The sequence below is a fragment of the Sulfitobacter sp. THAF37 genome (genome assembly GCF_009363555.1).
Lineage (GTDB): Bacteria > Pseudomonadota > Alphaproteobacteria > Rhodobacterales > Rhodobacteraceae > Sulfitobacter.
Genome location: NZ_CP045372.1, coordinates 3,391,880 through 3,410,319 on the forward strand (window position 1 = coordinate 3,391,880; position 18,440 = coordinate 3,410,319).

The 18,440-nt window shown below is 66.8% G+C and carries 8 protein-coding genes; 1 reads left to right on the forward strand and 7 read right to left on the reverse strand.

Annotation, left to right across the window (positions count from 1 at the left end):
• The first annotated feature begins 38 nt into the window (after positions 1-38).
• A complete protein-coding gene (locus FIU94_RS16565; RefSeq protein WP_152466846.1) occupies positions 39-1,229 on the forward strand; it encodes a glycosyltransferase family 4 protein in 1,191 nt (396 codons plus the stop codon).
• Here FIU94_RS16565 and FIU94_RS16570 read toward each other — a convergent pair.
• The 7 genes from FIU94_RS16570 to FIU94_RS16600 are packed head-to-tail and all read right to left on the reverse strand — an operon-like array spanning position 1,226 to position 18,278.
• Positions 1,226-2,059: a glycosyltransferase family 2 protein gene (locus FIU94_RS16570; protein WP_172975933.1), complete on the reverse strand. Its 834-nt coding sequence runs from the start codon at positions 2,057-2,059 to the stop codon at positions 1,226-1,228. The genes FIU94_RS16565 and FIU94_RS16570 overlap by 4 nt on opposite strands.
• The gene (locus tag FIU94_RS16575; RefSeq protein WP_152466847.1) at positions 2,056-4,593 is read right to left on the reverse strand and encodes a hypothetical protein; all 2,538 of its coding nucleotides are present in this window, start codon (positions 4,591-4,593) and stop codon (positions 2,056-2,058) included. The genes FIU94_RS16570 and FIU94_RS16575 overlap by 4 nt, the downstream gene beginning before the upstream one ends.
• A complete protein-coding gene (locus FIU94_RS16580; RefSeq protein WP_254702569.1) occupies positions 4,590-5,546 on the reverse strand; it encodes a hypothetical protein in 957 nt (318 codons plus the stop codon). The genes FIU94_RS16575 and FIU94_RS16580 overlap by 4 nt, the downstream gene beginning before the upstream one ends.
• A gap of 4 nt (positions 5,547-5,550) precedes the next feature.
• Positions 5,551-6,228: a 4'-phosphopantetheinyl transferase gene (locus FIU94_RS16585; protein ID WP_152466848.1), complete on the reverse strand. Its 678-nt coding sequence runs from the start codon at positions 6,226-6,228 to the stop codon at positions 5,551-5,553.
• Positions 6,221-10,840, reverse strand: a complete 4,620-nt coding sequence (locus FIU94_RS16590; RefSeq protein WP_152466849.1) for a MupA/Atu3671 family FMN-dependent luciferase-like monooxygenase — start codon at positions 10,838-10,840, stop codon at positions 6,221-6,223. The genes FIU94_RS16585 and FIU94_RS16590 overlap by 8 nt, the downstream gene beginning before the upstream one ends.
• Positions 10,837-11,832 carry a glycosyltransferase family 2 protein gene (locus FIU94_RS16595; RefSeq protein WP_368407137.1) on the reverse strand — a complete coding sequence of 332 codons (996 nt, stop codon included), beginning with the start codon at positions 11,830-11,832 and terminating at the stop codon, positions 10,837-10,839. Before FIU94_RS16595 ends, FIU94_RS16590 begins: the two co-directional genes overlap by 4 nt.
• On the reverse strand, positions 11,829-18,278 hold the full coding sequence (locus FIU94_RS16600) for a type I polyketide synthase (protein ID WP_152466850.1): 6,450 nt from the start codon (positions 18,276-18,278) through the stop codon (positions 11,829-11,831). The genes FIU94_RS16595 and FIU94_RS16600 overlap by 4 nt, the downstream gene beginning before the upstream one ends.
• Positions 18,279-18,440: the final 162 nt, after the last annotated feature.

Consider the following 18,440-nt stretch of genomic DNA (forward strand, 5'->3'; position numbering starts at 1 on the left):
TGGCATTCGGGCAAAGTTGTGAACTGCGGGGACTGACCGTGAAAATCGCCTACGTGCTCAATACCTATCCCCAGCCCTCGCAAAGCTTTATCCGCCGCGAAATCCACGCGTTGGAACGGCAGGGGCACGACGTGCTCAGGATCGCCATGCGCCCGCACGATGGTCGGCTGGTCGATGCCCAGGACATCGAAGAGGCAGACCGCACCGATTACATCCTTGCGAAAGGCGGCGCCGCCCTGGCGCTTGCCACCCTGCGCGCCCTTGTTCGCGCGCCCGTCCGCTTTGCCGCCGCGCTGCGTGCCGCATGGCGCATGGGGCGCGTGTCCGAAGCCGGGCGGTTGCGCCACCTGGTATACCTGACCGAGGCGGCGCAGGTGGCCCGAGGGTGCCGGGCCGCAGGGGTCGACCATGTTCACGCACATTTCGGCACCAATTCCACCGCCGTCGCCATGCTGTCGCACATGCTGGGTGGACCGAAGTTCTCGTTCACGGTGCATGGCCCCGAGGAATTCGACGCCCCCCGCGCCCTGTCGCTGGGCGACAAGATGCAAAGCGCCGCCTTTGCCGTCGCGGTCAGCCAGTTTGGCCGGTCCCAGCTGATGCGCTGGGCCGACCCCGCCATATGGGACAATATCCGGGTGGTCCATTGCGGCATCGAACCGGCGCGCTTCGATGACCCCGCACCATTGCCCGACGGCCCGCGCCGCGTGGTTGCGATCGGACGGCTGGTGGAACAAAAGGGCCAGCTGGCGCTGGTGGAGGCCATGTCACAGGTGACGTCTGACCTGCACCTCACCCTGATCGGCGATGGCGAGATGCGCGGCCAGATAGAGGCGCTGATCGGCAGGCTGGACCTGGGCGCGCGTGTCACGCTGACCGGCTGGGTGGACGAGGCGCGGGTAAACGCGGAACTGGCGTCGGCTCATGCGCTGGTGATGCCCAGCTTTGCCGAAGGTCTGCCCATGGTGGTCATGGAAGCCATGGCCGCCGCGAGGCCCGTGATCGCCACCTATATCGCTGGCACGCCCGAGCTTGTCCGACCGGACGAGACCGGCTGGCTCGTGCCCGCGGGCGACGTGGCCGCGCTCGCCCACGCGATGGAAGACTTGGCGGCGGCGCCACGCGACCGCCTGTCGCGCATGGCACAGGCCGGACGCGCCCGGGTGCTGGCGCGCCACGACATCGACGCCGAAGCCGCCAAGCTTGCCGAGCATATGAAGAGAGCCTAGCGCCCGCGCACCCAGCGGTCCCTGCTGCGCAGGACCGGCAGGTTGATCGCGGCACGCACCGCGCAAAAGGCGGCGAAGGCAACCGGGTCGCGCAGCGCCCTGCGCCAGACCGGCGGCGTTCCACCCGGCGGATCGTCATGGGCGACCAGATGGGGATACCGGCTTTCGATCTCGGCCACACCGATGTCCTGCCTGCGGCGGACCTTCACCAGCCGGGTAAACCCCTCGACCATCGGCCAGTCATAGCTGGCGGGAACCGCGAAGCGTTCTTGCGGGGTAAAATTCAGCCGCGCGAATGTGTCGTCAGAGATGATGTCAGGCCAGTTGTCCCACCGGCTCCGCCCTGCCCGGTTCATGGCAAACACGCCAAAGCCCGGCACCCCCCGGCTCAGGAACGGGGTGGTCCGCCAGAACCGCGTGTAATGCCGGGTCAGCGGATCGTCGGGCACGGTGATGCGGGGCGTCCCGCTGGCATAACGCGGCGTGTCGGTATCGAGCACCTCGGCCAGCTGGGCCACCAGCGGCGCCGTCACGGTCACATCCGCATCGAGATAGATCAGGACCTTGCCCGACGCCGCCGCCTCGCCCGCGTTCCAGGCGCCCAGCTTGTCGCCCTTTGCCAGCTCAAGCACCTTCAGCGTCCAGCCCCGGTCCTGCGCCTGCGCCGCAAAGCCGCGCGCCACCTGGGCGGTGTCGTCGGTGCAGCCGTTGGCCACAACGATGACCTCCACCCGCCCCGCAACGTCGTCCGAAGCCAGCAGCGCAGCCAGACAGCCCGGCAGATAGGCGGCCTCGTCATGCGCGGGGATCAGAACGCTGGCCCGCGTCACTGAAAGGCCACCAGAGCATCCCAGCGGGGATTGTCGTCATCCAGATACCGCAGGGCGCCCCAGGAGCCCCATTTTGTCGGGGCGTAGACATCGGAATAGGCATTGAAGAGTTGCCCGCCGACCGCTTTCCACCCCTCCAGCAAGGTGGTGTAGAGCGCGCCCATCTGCGGCGCATAGTTCAGCGCCTGAAAAAAGGCGGTCAGCTCCGCGTCATCGACCATCGCGCCGATGCCCACCACATGGCTGCCGCCCTCGTACATGATCAGATCCAGCCCATGCGCCTGAGCGACCTGTGCGTGATAGGGCCAGACCCGCGTGATCAGGTCCGCCACCGTGTCCTCCTGAACGCCGCTGACGCCGCCATCGCGCAACTCGCGCCCGGCGAGATCAAAGGCGAAATCGAACCGGTGCGCCGCAGTGTAGTCCTGCGCGGCCTGGCCGGACAGGCCTTCCGCCTGTGCAGCGGCCTCGGCCCGCTTTCGGCTCTCGTCCAGCCAGCCGCGCAGCATGGGCGCCCGTTCCGCCGTCCCCAGACCGGCGGCGAAATAGCCTGTCACCGCATAGGCGTCGAAAGCCTCTGCCGGGGGCGACAGCCCCTCCGCCACCGCCAGCGGCGCGGTCAGCGCCTCCGTCTCAAGCCCCAGCCAGCCGGTCTGGCTTGAGATCACGTTGACCAGCCGGGCGCGGTCCCCTCCGGCAAAGACCCCGGACCAGAGGCGCGCCACTTCGGCCGCACGCATGCCGTAGTATTGCATCCATTTGTCCTGCTGGTCCCAGCGCGCCCGCGCCTGAACGTCGGCCCAGCGGGCCTGTTCGAACTGCCAGTTCCAGACCTCGTTCGAAAATTCCACATAGACCTTCAACGCGGGGTCGAGCCGTTCTTTCACCAGTTCCGCGAACCGGCGCACGAAATCATCATCGGCCAGATGCGGCACGTTCACCCAGATGTCGGTTTCCAGCGTGTTCGCGAGGTCCACCATCACCTCGATGGGAACGCCGCCGGACCAGGTCGCGTCGCCGGGCAAGGGACGGTCCGCCCAGTTGGTCAGCGTGGAATTGTTGGTCTCCATCCAGTCCATGAAGCGCAACGCGCTGAACTGGCCGATCCGTGCTGTCCAATCGGGGTTGAATACGGCCCCCGCCGCAAAACGGTCGAGATTGTCCTGCTTGACCACGGTGATATTGCGGGGCGGATCAGATGTGTTGATCCGCTGGATGCGGATATCCACGCTCCCCGGACCCGGGGTGTAGTCGAATGTCACCTCGCCATCGCCATACCGCACGTTCTCGGCCCGACCCGTCACCTCGATCACGCCCTTGCCGTCGAAAGCCAGCCGATACCCCCCCGCCAGCGACTGCGCCTCGACCGGGATATCGGTCAGGATCAGCGTGCCGATGCTGCTCAGGCTGCGGGGCTTGCGCAGGGGCCAGCCGTCATCGTCCAGAAAGCCGCCTGCCAGCAGGTCGGCGTATTCCATACCGCCGAACCGTCCCGGTTCGTGCCCCAGCCAGGGGCGCGCGGTCTTCATCAGGTCTATGAATGGGGCCTGCGTGCTCCAATCCGTGACGGCGGCCAGACCAATGGCCACATGGTTCGTGCCCTCGACCGGCCCCTGCGCCCCGGCGATCAGGTCAGCTGCGGGGGTCTCGGGCATGGCGGGCGGACCTGTCGGCACTGCAGCACTTGTCGCTGCGGCGGCCGGGCCGCTGGCGGGCGGCACCGGGGCCACTGCCGTGCCGCCATAGGCTTGCACCGCCTCAAAGGCCACCCGCTGCAGCGCCCGCGCCAGGTCCTCGTCCGGGGTGTCGAACGGCTGCCCCCAACGGTCGTGGAAATCCACCGGCAGCCCCAAGGGGTCCTGCCCTGTCAGCGTGGCATATTGCACCATCGCGACAAAGTAATGGCCCGTATCGTTCAGGTGGATGTCATCGGCAAACAGCGCAGAGATGTCGGTCAGCCCCGGTATTCTCTCCGCCGCAATCTCGTCATACAGCCGTGCCATTGCCTGCCCGGCAGGGATCAACCCGACGACAGTGCGGTCGTCGCGGGTGACAGCGGCGACCTGCGCCACGATCTCTTGCCAGGCGGGCAGGTCCTGGTCCAGCCGGACCCGCCAGGGCGTTCCCGCGCCTTCGTCGTTCTCGACCGGTTCTCCAGTTCCGCTCTTCAGCGAATGCCAGGTCTCCTGAACATAGATATGTGCGTCGGGATTGGCCGAGGCGGCCAGCCCCGCGAAGGCCTGCGCATAAACGTAGGTCTCGGACCATTCGAGATGGTTGGCCAGCGGTATGGCCTCTGTCAGGATCAGGTGGGTGGTCTCTCCCTCCGGCAGAACCGACCGCGCGTCGATCCCTTCCGCGTTGGCGGATTCGTCCCAGTTGTACTTCAGCGGCGCCCCGTTGATGATCTGGGCGCGCACCGTGCCCTGGCCCGTGCCGGCGCGCAGCGCCTCCTGCAGCATGTCAGGCCCGTCGCTGCCGAACAGGCTATGGCCCACCATCACCACGGAGGCCGCGATCCCCAGCAGGCTCATGCCGCCACCCCGGTTTCAGGGTGCCGGGCGACCACGTCCCAAACCACCCGCTGCATCGCCGCCGCCGCATCGCCGGCGGGCGCGACCGCCGGCGTGCCGTCCGCGCGCATCAGCTCATGGGGCAGTCCGCGCGGATCGCGATGATACAACACCGCATAATGGGTCAGTGCCACAAGATAGGCCCCCAAGTCATTGAAATGAATTGTATCCGGCGTGCCATCGTCGCGCCGGGCAAAGAGATCGTGCAGGGACGTGATCCCGCCGATGCCGCCCGCTTCTTCGACCTCGCGGACAAAGGCGGCCATGACCTGGCCCGCGGGAATCAGATGGATCGGCGCCTCTGTCGCGGCCAGCGCGGGGTACTTGACCCGACCTTGCCAGAACTTACGCAGATCCCGGTCGATCCGCGCCAGCCAGCCGTTGCCGTCGTCCGTGTGATGCCAGGTCTCGTACAGATAGATGCGCGCGTCCGGATTGGCGTCCCAGGCCAGCCCGGCCCAGCGGGCAAGATAGGCCGCCGCATCGTGATAGCGGATCGCATCGCGAATCTCGACCATTTCGGTCAGAACGACGGCGTCATACTCGCCCGAGGCCAGCGCCGTCTTCGCGGGGCGGAACCGGTCATGCGCGTTTTCCTCGGCAAACCCGTTGATCGGCACGTCCGGTTCCCAATGGTCGCGCAGGGACGTGCCCCAGCCCAGCTGGGAGTGATACTCATGCCCCGGCCCCGCAAGCTGCGCCAGCATCGCAGGCATGTCGCGCCCCACCAGGCTATGGCCCAAGTGATAGACGTTCAGCGCCCCGCCCGGCGGGTTCAGCGGTTCGGCGTACAGCGCCTCTGCCTCCGCGGCACCGCGGCGCCGGTCCCGTGTGAGGATGACCGCAGCACCCCCGGCCCCCAGCGCGAGCGCGCCAAGACCGGCAAGGGCAAATCGGCGCGTGGCGGGTTTCATCGGGTCAGGCTCCTTCCGCATCACGTTGCCCAATCGCGACCCCGGTGACAAGATGTCCGGCCACCTCCGCAAATCGACCCGGCAGGCTATCGCCGACGGCAAAGGGGCCGACGGTCCGGGTAAACCGCGCGTCAAAGCAGCCCGCATCGGGATATACCGAGACGTCCAGCACCTCAAACCCGAAGAGCGCCCCGGTCAGTGGAAACTGCGCCTTGTAGGCCGCTTCCTTGGCACAGAAGATCGTGAGGGCAAGGCGGTCCCTAGACAGAACGCTCTCCTGACTGATTTCTCTTTCAGAACATATGGTTGAGACCATATCCTCATCCATCGCTTGAACGATCTCCGCATCCACCCCCAGCGCCTGCGCCTCACCTGAGACCACCGCCAGGCACAGCTGGCGGCTGTGTGTGATGCTGCCCACGATCTTGCGCGGCCACACCGGCGCGCGGTTGTCCTGCACCGGAATCGCCTGGGCGGGATGGCCCGCATCCAGCAGGGCAAGGCGGGCGGCGGCACGTCCGGCGGCAAACTCGCGGCGGCGCGCCGGAATGGCACCTGTCAGCGCCTGTTCTTCCACCGGGTACAGCGGCGGCTGTACCGCCGCAGGATCGGTCAGACCAACGCCCAGCGGCACATCGAAAAGGCCCCGCGCCGCCTTCAGGATCGCTGCAGTGTCAAGCATCCGCCTTGCGCCGCGCGGCGCGCATGGCCCGTCGTTTCTGCACGATATCAGCTGTTTGCGGTGACAACGCCGGTGCTGTCTGACGCAACTCCGGCGGCGTCTCGCGACCCGTTCGATCGCCTGCGGATTGGCGTTTGCGCAGGGCACCGCCGCTTGCCTTGTCGATATGCCCCGCGAGCGCGCCCAGTGTCGGAAAGCGGAAAATGTCGGTGATGGACAGGCTCACGCCATCCAGCGCCGCCTTGATGTCCCGATGCGCCTGAACCGCCAGCAACGAATGCCCCCCAAGAGAAAAGAAATTGTCGTCGGCCTGGATGTCGGCCACGCCCAGAAGCCCGGTCCAGACCTGAGCGATGCGGTACATGGTCTCTTCGCTCGGCCGTGCGGGCGTGTCATCAGGCAGCGTCGCCGGGACAGGCTTTGGCCGGGGGGCGGGCGAACGCACGGTGGGTGCGGGCAAGGCCTTGCGGTCAATTTTCTTGTTCGGGGTCAGAGGCATGGCGTCCAATCCTACAATGGCGGACGGCACCATGATCGCGGGCAGATCCCGCGTCAGCGCGTCCCTGGCGGCGGCCTCGCTCACCGCGTTTTTCGGCGTGACATAGCCCACCAACTGCGCGCCGGCAGGTCCCTCGCGGGCGATCACCACTGCCTGATTGACCCCCGGCAAAGCCGCCAGCCGGGCCTCGATCTCGCCCAGCTCGAGCCGGTGGCCGCGTATCTTGACCTGCGCATCCGCACGGCCCGCAAAATGCAGGCATCCGGCGGCATCCCAGGAGACCACGTCGCCGGTGCGATAGATCTTGCCCCCGCCAAAGGGGTTGTCCACGAAACGGTCCGCGGTCATCTCCTCGCGATGCCAATATCCAAGCGTCACGCCATCGCCACCGATCCACAGTTCCCCAGCGACACCAACGGGTTGCGGCTGCATCTTGTCATCCAGGATGAAGACCTGCGTATTGGCGATGGGGGTCCCGATGGGGGCTGTCACATCGGCTGCATCCGCGACCATCTGCGTGGTCGACCAGATCGTCGTCTCAGTGGGGCCATACATGTTCTGGATGCTGGCCTGCGTATGCGACTTGAGCGCGGCAACCAGCGTACCGGGCAAGGCTTCCCCCCCGATCATCAGATGCGTCACCCCTTCCAGCGCCTGCTGCGCCTCGTCGTTCGTGACCAGCATCTGCGCCATTGACGGCGTGCACTGCAGATGCGTCACGCCGTGACGCTGGATCTGTGCCGCGATTGAGAAATCCTCCGCCGCCAGTTCCGTCCCGCGATTGGCTTCGGCCAGCACCTGCGCCAGTGGCTTCAACCCTTCCAGCACATCGCTGACGGGAATGCCGTAGTCGATCAGGCAGGCAACCTCATCAACGCCGATGGACTTGAGCTGTTCGGTACGCGCGAGCCCATCCGCCACGGTGCCGAACATGCCGCTGTCGTTGAAATACCGCTGAAAGGCGAATTCGAGGATCGCGTCCATTTCCTCATCGGACAGACCTTCGAGGTTGACGTCAAAAGGATTGGTCGCGCCTTCGGGCTTTTTGAACGCGGGGAAGGCCCAGGCGTATTGCTTGATCAGCCCCGCAGCCGAACGCAGGTAATCCTTCATCGGTTCGCGCGCGACCTCTTCGGCCGCTTCGCGGGTTTCGGCGAGGTAGGTGTGCAGCATCACTGTCACCGTGAAATCCGCCGGGTCATGGCCCGCATCGCGCAGGGCGGCGTGATAGATCTTGATCTTGTCCGCGACTTCATCGACCGATTGGCCCAGAAGGTGGGTCAGCACATTGGCCCCGATCTCGCCCGCTTCTTTCCAGGTCTGCGGATTGCCGGCAGTCGTGACCCAGATCGGCAGCTTTGCCGACACCGGGCGCGGCTGGGTGATCACCGCATGGGGTGTGCCGTCTTTCTTCGGGAATTCAACCGCTTCCCCGGCCCAAAGCTGGCGCAGCTGGTCGATGGCGGCATACATCGCGGGCTTGTTTTCGGGCGGCGTGTTTTCGGGGCGCAGGACAAAATCATCCGGCTGCCAGCCGCTGGCGATGGCCAGCCCGACGCGCCCGTTGGTCAGGTTGTCGATGACCGCCCATTCCTCGGCGATGCGGGCGGGGTGGTGCAGCGGGGCGACGCAGGAACCGGCGCGGATGGCGAGGTTCGATGTCACCGCAGCAACCGCAGCGCCGGTGACTGAGGGGTTCGGATAGGGGCCGCCAAAGGCGTGGAAATGCCGTTCGGGCGTCCAGACGGCGTTGAAACCATGGGCATCGGCGAATTTCGCGCCTTCCAGCAGCAGCTGGTATTTGGCGGGGCCGACGCCATCGTCATTGCCCCAGTAAAAGATATTGAAATCAATCGTCTGCGCAGACCGGGCAAGCGGGCCGTTCGACACCAGCGTACGGCTTTCGTCACCGGTCAGCACCAGCTTGACCCCGCGCGAGATTGTCCAGAACAGCTCCAGCACCGAAATGTCGAAAGACAGCGAAGTGACCGCCAGCCAGACGGAATGATCGTCATGGTCGATCCGGTCGTCCATCCCGGCAAAGAAGTTGGCGACATTGCCGTGGCTGACCATCACCCCCTTGGGCGTACCGGTAGAACCGGAGGTATAGATCAGATAGGCCAGATCGTCTGGCGTGCCGCGGGCATCGGGGTTGTGATCAGGGCTGGCCGAATGATCCGCATCGACCATCACGGTTTTTGCTGCGCTTTCGGGCAGTTGCGCTGCAATCTTCATCTGCGTCACAATCAGCGGTGCGGCGCTGTCGGTGATGTAATGCGCGATGCGGTCGGCTGGATAGGCCGGGTCGAGCGGCACATAGGCACCGCCCGATTTCAGGATCGCCAGCGTACCGATCAACAGGTCGGGTCCGCGCGTGCAGTACAGCCCGATGGGCACGCCAGGTCCAGCCCCCTCTGACACCAGGACATGCGCCAGCCGGTTTGCCGCTGCATTCAGCGCCGCATAGGTGAATGTCCGATCCTCGAACACCAGCGCCGTCGCATCGGGTGTGCGGGCCGCCTGCGCCTCGAAGGCGGCATGCACGGTTGTCCGGTCATAGGCGCGATCCGTCGCGTTCCAGTCGGTGAGCATCTGTGCCACCTCACCTTCCGGCAGCGCCCAGAGCGCCCCGCAGGTCGCGGCATCGGGCAACGCGGCAAGGGCGGCGTTCAGACGGTCGGCGATCAGGCGGGCCGCCTCCCCGGACACCCGCGCGGCATCGTAGTGCAGCGTACCGGACAGGCTGACGGTGAATGCGGTTTCAGGCAGCAGTGCGTCGTTCCCGGACAGGCCAAGGTCGGGCATCGCGCCGGGGTCGATCTGCGGGTCGCGCAAGCCAAGGTCGGCGGCACGGCCCATGCTTGCCCGTGCCCGGTCCATCCCTTTGGCAATGAAATCGGCGGCGGTTGCGAGCGGCGTGTCATCCTCTGCCCGGACGGCAAGGGGCAGCCAAGGCGCCGCCAGCGGACTTTCCCCACCGGCCTCAACCGCCAGCGTGGCCGCCGCCTGACCGGCAGAGCGCAGCGCGACAAGTGCCGCGACGCAGGCGATCTGATCGGGCTCCAAATCGCCGGTGCTCAGAGCGATGGAAGCCGGTTCTGCCGGGCCGGAGGGAGACCGCGCCAGCAGCAGGTCCAACGGTTGGTTGCCCGCCAGAACCCCGCGCCAATGCGCTTCGTCCTTTACCGCAACCTCCGCCAGCGGCAGGGTCGGCACCACGTCTCCCACGTTCAGCCATTGGGTCAGGTCCACGGGCGTGCCGTCAAAGCCACATAGATCGCTCAGCCGCACGGCCTGTGTCGCCGTGCCCAGCGTGACGGCGTTGTGGGAAAGCGCCAGCACCGTACCGGGGGCGGCGGTTTGCGTGCTGATCTCAAGCCCGCCGATCACCGCAACGGCTTTTTCCAGCGCCAGTTTCGGCAGGCAGAGCGGGGTCCAGTACTCGCCGAAGTCCAGCCCCCGCACCAGCGCCGACAGCTCGGCGGCGGGACGGGTCAGGTCCAGCACGCCCTGCCCCTTGGGCCGCTGGTCGCGGGCGAAATAGCTGCGCTGGCTCAGGTCCTGCGGCCTGCGCTCAAGCCGGTCTGCCTCTAGCTGCGACAGCACCGCGCCAAAGCTTTCCATCCCGGCGGCATAGCATTTGGAGTTGAGGGTAAAGGCGGTTTCATCCGGGGCGATGTCGATCATCTTCTGCGCCAGCAGGTCGCCTTCGTCCACGCCGCCCTCGATCACATGCCAGGACACGCCGTGGGTCGTCTCACCGTTGATGATGGCCCAGGCCGGGGTGTTCAGCCCGGCATAGGCGGGCAATGGCCCGTCGTGAAAGTTGATCGCGCCCTTGGCAGGCAGGGCCAGCACCGCGTCGGGGATCATGCGCAGGTTGGCGATGCTGAGCAGCCAGTCGGCGCTCAGGTCCGCCGCCAGCAGATCGCGGGGGGCCGCCAGCGTGGCAATCCCCTGCCCCTCGGCCCAGCCGCGCACGGTAGCGTCCCGCGTCACGACCGCCGCTATGCCATGCCCCCCGGCCAGGATCATGTCGCCACAGGCGATGGTCAGGCTCTCATCCCCGATCAGGATCGCGCTGAAACCGGCGGGCTGGAAAGTGGCGGTCATGGTCTGTCCTCCGAAACGGGGCGGCGGCGGGTGACTTGGCCGGATCGCGGACGCAGGCCAAGCCCGTGCCGCGCGAGATCGCGGGTGAAGAATGCGGGGTCCTGCGACCTGCGGCCTGTCAAGGCGCAGCGCAGGGCGTGCAGCGCCGAACCGGTCAGCCGCGCGGCCCAGGCGGCCGTGGCATAGGCCCTGCCGTGGGTCTTGATGAAATAATGGCGGCGCGAGGCGAACCAATAGGCCGGCATGCGCTGCCATTCCTTCATCCCGGTGGAGACGGAGCCGATGTGGATCACGCGGGCCTCAGGCACGTACCAGCAGGACCAGCCCGCGCGCGCGCCGCGCTTCATCAGGTCGGTTTCCTCGAAATACAGAAAGAAGGTTTCATCGAACCTGCCGATCTCCTCCAGTGTCTCGGCACGGATCATCACGCTGGCCCCGGCGGCCCAGTCCACCTGGGTGGTCTTTTCCGGCAGTGGCGGCGCCACGATGGCATGGGCCAACAGGCGCGAAACGGGGCCGAAGCGCACGGCCCCCTCGAATTCCCCTGCGACGGAGGGGAAGCGGAAGGCGGTGGTATGGGGCAGATCATCCTCGCCCCGCACATGGCTGGCGGCGAACCCGGCGCGGGGATGGTGCGCCATGTGGTCCAGCAGGGTTGCGATGCAGCCCGGATCGGGAAAGGCATCTGAATTCAGCAGATAAAAGAAATCCGGCGCGCTGCCGTCCGACATCTGTTCGGCCAGACCGATGTTGCAGCCCGCGCCAAAGCCGCCGTTGCGCCCCGACAGGATCAGACGCACCCGCGGCCCCAGGTTCCAGTCGGCCAGCGCCTGTTCGAAAATGCCCACCGACCCGTCGCCGGAGGCATTGTCGACGATCACCAGTTCCGCCGTATCCGGCATATCGGCCAGTGCCGCCTGTGCCGCGCGCAGGGTCATCTGCGGGGTGCGGTAGTTCAGTAGCACGACAAGCAAGCGGGGGTCGGACATCATTCCGCCGCCGTCGCCTGCAGGTCGTCGTGCTGCATCAGCGCCGCCGCGATCACCTCGCGCAGCTCCTGCGCCAGAACCGTCACATTCGGCGCCAGAACCATGCTGACGTGGTCGCCCGGCACCTCGATCACCTGGATATGAGGGGCGTATCTGCGCCAGTCGTTGTCGGCGAAGACATATTCGCGTTCGGCGCTGACCCAATTGCCGTTCGTCACCTGCCAGTGCAAATCCAACGGCGGGCGGAACAGGGTCATCGGCCCGTCCCAGTCGGGCGTCTGATACGCGCCCACCGCACCGAGGAAGGCCGCCTGGATCTTGTGGTTGTTGAACTCCGCGCCCGGCGCATCCTGTCCGGGGCTGTGCAGGCCCTTGCGTTTCTCTATCTCCCAGGCCCAGCGGTTGCGCGCCCACTCGGCCAGGTATCCCGGCCCCTTGGTGCGCAGTTCCGCCAGTTTGATCAGCGCCTTGTCCGGGCGGCTGAGCGACGGGCGCACCGGCAGGGGCGTGTCGAGCATCGCCAGCACGGCAACCTCGTCACCTGCGGCGCGCAGCTGCTGTGCCATTTCATAGGCCGTGATCCCGCCACCGGAATACCCCGCCAGAAGATAGGGGCCTTCGGGTTGCAGGCGTTTGATTTCGTTCAGGTAATCTTCTGCCGCATCGGGAATTGTCGCATGGGGCGCCGTGTCTCCGATAAGACCGCGCGCCTGCACCCCGATCACGCGGCGTTCGGCGGTGAAGGGCAAGGCAAGATGGCGCAGGTTCAGCACATTGCCGAACATGCCGGCCACCACGAACAGCGGGGCGGCCTGCTTGTGCGTGCTTTGGTTCAGCGGCACCAGGAATTCGAACTTCTCGGGCGCAGGCGTTGCCCCGTCCGGCCCCGAAACCTCGGCAGCGCCGCCGGTTTCCGCCGCGATCAGCGCCGCGCATTTTTCGATCGTGGGTGCCTCGAACAGGACGGAAATGGGAAACTCCACCTTGAACTCACGCTTTACACTCGCAAACAGGCGAACCGCGATCAGGGAATGCCCGCCAAGGTCAAAGAAGCTGTCCTCGACCCCCACCGGGCTGACGCCCAGCAGGTTTTCCCACATCTCGGCCAGCCGTTCCTCGATCCCGTTGCGGGGCGCGACATAGCTGCCATCCAGATCCGGGCGCTCAAAGCTCTGGCCGCTCCTGACCGTGGCCACGGCGGGTTCATCCGCCTGCGCGATCAGCGCGTCCAGCGGCAAGGAAGACACCATGACCTGGGGCCGGTTCAGCGCGATGGCGCGGCGCAGCGCCTCGGGTCCTTCAGCCGCGCGAATGCCCTGCGACACGAGGTAGGCCAGCCGTTCTTCGGCGGGGGACATCGGTGTATCCTGTTGCCCGTCGTCTTCCTGCTGCACCTCTGCGGCGGTCAGCGGCGTGGTGCCGAAACCGCCCTCCAGCCGCTTCATCTCGAAATCGCGGATGTCCACCAGCACCTTGCCGGTCGGATCGGCGATGGTGACGTCGAACCGGGCAAAGCCGTCACCGGCATGTCCCGCCGCCAGTCGAACATGCGACCGCACCTCTGCCGGCAGGCTGTCGTGCACGCGGATCAAGCCGTAAGACACAGGCACCCAAAGGTGCGCCGCGGCATAGCCCGGCACCAGCGACATGGCCCAGCCGGTCGCCAGGTCCATCAGCCCCGGATGCAGAACAAAGCCGTCGCCGGGATCGCCTTGCGCCTCTTGGGGCAGCGCCAGCTTTGCGATCCCCTCGCCCGCGCCCAGCGCCGTCTCGCGCAGGACATGCCAGCGTGGTCCGAAGGCCAGATGCGCCTCCTGCGGAGAGGTCAGGCGCGCCTCGTCCGCCTGTTGCACGTCCCCGCAGCGCGCCAAGATCGCACCGAGGTCCAGCGCGGGGGGCCGCGCCTCTGCCAGCGGCGCCAGAACGGCCTGCGCATGCAGTTGCCAGCCCGTCTTGCCGCCGAAAACGCAATCGCTGCGCATTTCGGCGGTAAAACCACGCTCCCGTGCTGACAGGGTGATCCGCATCTGCCGCGCTTCGCCCTCGGCCACCGGCATGGCACGCAGGAAATAGAGATCCTCGATCTCAAAGGCCCCCAGCCCCTGCTCCGCCGCTGCTTCCGCCAGCAGTTCGACAAATCCGGTGCCGGGCAGGATCGCCTGGCCGTCCCTGGTCCGGTGCTGGTCCAGCACCCAGTGATCCGTGGTCAACGGCGCGTTGAGCAGCGTATCGCCACGCGGGTCAGCACCCGCAGACCGCAGCAACGCCGCATCCAGCGACCGGGGCGGCAACACGTCGCTGGCGGTGCCCGGCAGCGCATTGGCGGCCATTCCGACGTCTGCCCAGACGCCCCAGTTCACCGCGACAACCCGTGTCCTGCCGCCACGCCGCGCGGCGGCAAAGGCGTTGAGCCAGGCGTTCGCCGCGACGTAATCCACCTGCCCTGCCGCGCGCGTCGCGGTGGAGGTGGAGGAGAACAGCACCAGAAATTCAAGCGTGCCATCGGGCAACAGCTGGTCCAGCACCCGCAGGCCCTGGACCTTGGGCGTCAGGACCGCATCCATCTGGGCATCGTCCTTGCCCAGCATCGGCGCGTCGTCCAGCACCCCGGCGGCGTGGATCACCCCGGTCAAGCCGCCCGGGCGCGCCATCAGGTCGTCGACCACCCGGCGCATCTGCGCCAGGTTGGCCACATCGCCGCCCGCCACCTCGATCCGCCCGCCCCGGGTGCGGGCAATCTCTTCGAGCCGCATCACCGCCTGCATCCGCCGCGCCATGCGGTCGGCCGTGCCCTGCCGCGCGATGTAGTCCGGCCAGTCCGCGCGGTCGGGCATGGCGTCACGCGCGAGCAGGATCACGGTCGCGTCATGTCTGGCCAGAATATCCGTGGCCAGTGTCTGACCGATCCCGCCGAAACCGCCGGTGATCAGATAGGTGCCGCCATCGCGGAAGGTGGCACCCTCCGCTTCGGGCAGTGGCAGCGGTTTGTAGCCCATCTCGAACCGACTTTCGTCGCGGTAAGCCACGATGCGCGACGCAGGGGCCGCCATCAGATCCTCGATCAGCCGGTTGGTCAGGTCGGGCCGCGCCGGGGCAACCTCGGGCCGTGCGAACCAGCCCTTGCGGGTCTCGACCGGTTGCCGGGGGGCAAGGTCCACCTGCGTCGCCGTCACGCCCGGCAGTTCACGGGTGATCACGCCCACGGGGCCGGCGACCAGTGCCTTCTCTGGATAGGGCAGCGCCTCGTCCATCACCTGTGCCGCGGCGCTGGTGAACACATGTATCTGGAGCGGCGCGTCAAGGCCCGCTTCGGTCAGGGCCTGCCCCAGCCAGGTCAGGCTCCAGAACCCCTGTTCGATGTTGCGATCAAAGGTGCTGGACCCGGGGCGCGGTGCAACCTGGTCATCGGTCAGCCAGAAATGCGCGATCCGGTCGGGCATCAGCCCGTCTTCTCTCAGCGCGGCGATCAGCAGGTCATAACCCGCCCGCCCCTGTTCGGCTGCCAGCGTGAAGCTGTGCGCGTCCGCGCGGGAAAACGCGTCGCCCGCGCGCAGGCTGACAACCCGGTGGCCCGCGTCGCGCAAACGCTCCATGACGGGCGCGGACAGGCCCGCGTCGTCGGCGAAGACCAGCCAGGTCAGCGGCTGCGCGCCCAGATCGGCCAGCACATCCAGGTCGACCCCGGCAAAGGCGGGGCGCCAGGCGGGTATCGCACCCCAGTGGGTGATGTCCTCCGACCGGACAAGTGCCTGTTGCGCGACGGCCTGCGCAGGCACACCCGGCGCGATGAAATACGACGCCCGTTGGAATTGATAGGTCGGCAGAAGCACACGGTTGCGCCGCGCTTCGCCCCATAACTGCGACCAGTCGGCCTGCACGCCGCAGGCCCAGAGCCGCGCGAACATGGTGATGAAATAGACATCGTCGGCCAGGTCCTGTTCCGGATGCCGGAGCGAGGAGATCACCTGCCCCGTTCCCACCGCGGGATGCATCTGCGCCAGCGACGACAGCGCCTTGCCCGGCCCGACCTCAAGGTAGACGCGCTTGCGCGCCGCGCTCAGGGTGGTGATGCAATCGGCGAAGTTGACCGTGTTGCGCAGCTGTCCGACCCAGTAGTCGGGATCGGTCGCCTCTTCGGCGGTGATCATCCCGCCCGACCGGTTGGAGGCAAAGGGCATCTGCGGCGCGCGCAGATCCAGACCGGCAAGGAAGGCGCGGTAGCGGTCCAGGATGCCTTCGAGCATCCGGCTGTGCGCGGCAATGTCGATCGCGATGCGCTGATGCTCCAGCCCTGCCTCGGTCAGCCGTGCCTGCATCTCGTCCAGCGCCGCCTGCGGGCCCGACACCGCAATCAGTTCGGTCGCATTGACCGACGCGATGTCCAGATCGTTGCCCAGCAAAGGCACGATGTCCTCCATCCGGGCCGAGATCGACAGCATGCCGCCCGCCGGCACCTCGTCGAACAGGCGTCCGCGCAGCAACACGAGGTCGATCAGGTTTTCAAAGGACATCACCCCGGCAAGGCAGGCGGCGACGTTTTCACCCATCGAATGCCCCACCATCGCGGCGGGCTGCACACCCCAGGACATCCAGAGCTGCGCCAGCGCGTATTCCGTGATCGCGATCAGCGGCAATTGCACCGAAGGTTTCTTCAGTGTCTCGTCAGCCGCCTTTTGCGTCTCGGCGGAAGGCAGCCAGAGCGCCCGGATGTCATAGTCGAGCTGCGGTTGCAGATGCGCCAGCCCCCGGTCCATCCAGTCGGCAAAGACCGGTTCGGTCTCGTAGAGGTCGCGGGCCATCCCTGCATATTGCGCCCCGCCGCCGGGGAACATGAAGACCACCTCCGGGCTGTCGCCGAGCGCCTCGTGGGTAAAGACGCGGCGGGTGTCGCCCGCCTCCAGCAGATCGGCGGCCTCGTCATGGGTGGCGGCGACCACGACCCGCCGCCTGTCGAAGGCACGCCGCCCTTCCTTGAGGGTAAAGGCCACGTCCGCCAGCGGCTGTTCGGGATGGGCGCGCAGGTGCGCGGCCAGCGCGGCGGCATTCGCGTCCAGCGCGGCTTTGGAGTGGCCCGAGATCACGAGCGGCTGGAACGGCCAGTCGCTGGCGTCCGACGCGGCGCGTTGCGGGGCTTCCTCGATGATCGCATGGGCGTTGGTGCCGCCGACGCCCAGCGCGTTGATCGCGGCCCGGCGCGGTGTGTCGCCGCCCGGCCAGTCTGTCAGCCGGTCGTTCACGCGGAACGGGCTGCCCTCAAAGGGGATCGCCGGGTTCGGGGCCTCGTACCCCAGCGACGGCGGCATCTGCTTGTGATGCAGCGCGAGCGCGGCCTTGGCAAAGCCTGCGACCCCGGCGGCTGTATCCAGATGCCCGATGTTGGTCTTGACCGATCCGATGCGACAGAAATCCGTGGCGTCGGTCTCGGTCCGGTAGGCTTCGGTCAGGGCCGCCACTTCGATCGGATCACCCAGATAGGTCCCCGTGCCATGGCATTCCACCATGCCGATGCTCTGTGCGGCGACGCCCGCGGCATCCAGCGCCGCCGTGATCGCCTTGGTCTGGCCGTCCACAGAGGGGGCCAGGTAGCCGGCCTTGGCCGCGCCGTCGTTGTTCACCGCCGAGCCCTTGATCACCGCCCAGATGTGATCGCCGTCCGCCACCGCATCGCTGAGCCTGCGCAGCGCCACGCAGCCCGCGCCGGAGCCAAAGACGGTGCCCTGCGCCCGGTGGTCGAAGGCATGGCAGTGCCCGTCCGGCGACAGGATTTCGTTTTCCTTGAACAGATAGCCCCGCCCCTGCGGCAGCTCGATGGTGACGCCGCCCGCCAGCGCCATGTCGACCTCGCCGGCGCGCAGGGCGGCGCAGGCGTAATGGATCGCCACCAGCGACGTGGAACAGGCCGTCTGCAGGTTGATCGACGGCCCCTTGAGGTCGAAGACATGGCTGACCCGCGTGGACAGGAAATCCTTGTCGTTGCCGGTGTGGCGCAGCAGGAACATGCCCACATCGTCCACCAGATCGGGGTTGGAGCAGATGTTGAAATAGAAATAGCTGCCCATGCCGCAGCCCGCATAGACCCCGATGTCGCCCGCGATCGTTTCGGGCGGATGGCCCGCCTGCTCCATCGCTTCCCAGGCGACCTCCAGAAACTTGCGGTGCTGCGGGTCGAGGATGGCGGCATCCTTGGGCGAAAAACCGAAGAACTCAGGATCGAAGGTGTCAAAGCCGTCCAGAAGGGCCGCGACGGGCACGTAATTGCGGCGCGCGACGGTCTCGGGGCTTTCACCCGCCTCCAGCAGTTCCTGTTCCGACAGGCGGCGGATGCTCTCCACGCCGTCGCGCAGATTGGCCCAATAGGTATCCACCCCCGCGGCGCCGGGAACATTCACCGACATGCCCACGATGGCGATGTCTTCGCCCGTCGCGTTGCGGTTGTCTGACGTGTTCATGTTCAAATCATCCCATCCCCAAAAGCGCGGAAGGTCTGGGCCCCATGGTCGAGTTAAGAAATATCGGGCGTTTCAACAGGGCAATTGCGGCAACATTATGCCTCGTTTTAACTGTCCCCGATATTCTTAAGGATTTCTTGAATAATTTCACCGAACTCCGCC

What these genes read in the sequence shown, in the direction of transcription:
- FIU94_RS16575 (WP_152466847.1), bottom strand. Translation starts at nt 4,593, where the DNA reads ATGAGCCTGCTGGGGATCGCGGCCTCCGTGGTGATGGTGGGCCATAGC.
- FIU94_RS16580 (WP_254702569.1), bottom strand. Translation starts at nt 5,546, where the DNA reads ATGAAACCCGCCACGCGCCGATTTGCCCTTGCCGGTCTTGGCGCGCTC.
- FIU94_RS16585 (WP_152466848.1), bottom strand. Translation starts at nt 6,228, where the DNA reads ATGCTTGACACTGCAGCGATCCTGAAGGCGGCGCGGGGCCTTTTCGAT.
- FIU94_RS16590 (WP_152466849.1), bottom strand. Translation starts at nt 10,840, where the DNA reads ATGACCGCCACTTTCCAGCCCGCCGGTTTCAGCGCGATCCTGATCGGG.
- FIU94_RS16595 (WP_368407137.1), bottom strand. Translation starts at nt 11,832, where the DNA reads ATGATGTCCGACCCCCGCTTGCTTGTCGTGCTACTGAACTACCGCACC.
- FIU94_RS16600 (WP_152466850.1), bottom strand. Translation starts at nt 18,278, where the DNA reads ATGAACACGTCAGACAACCGCAACGCGACGGGCGAAGACATCGCCATC.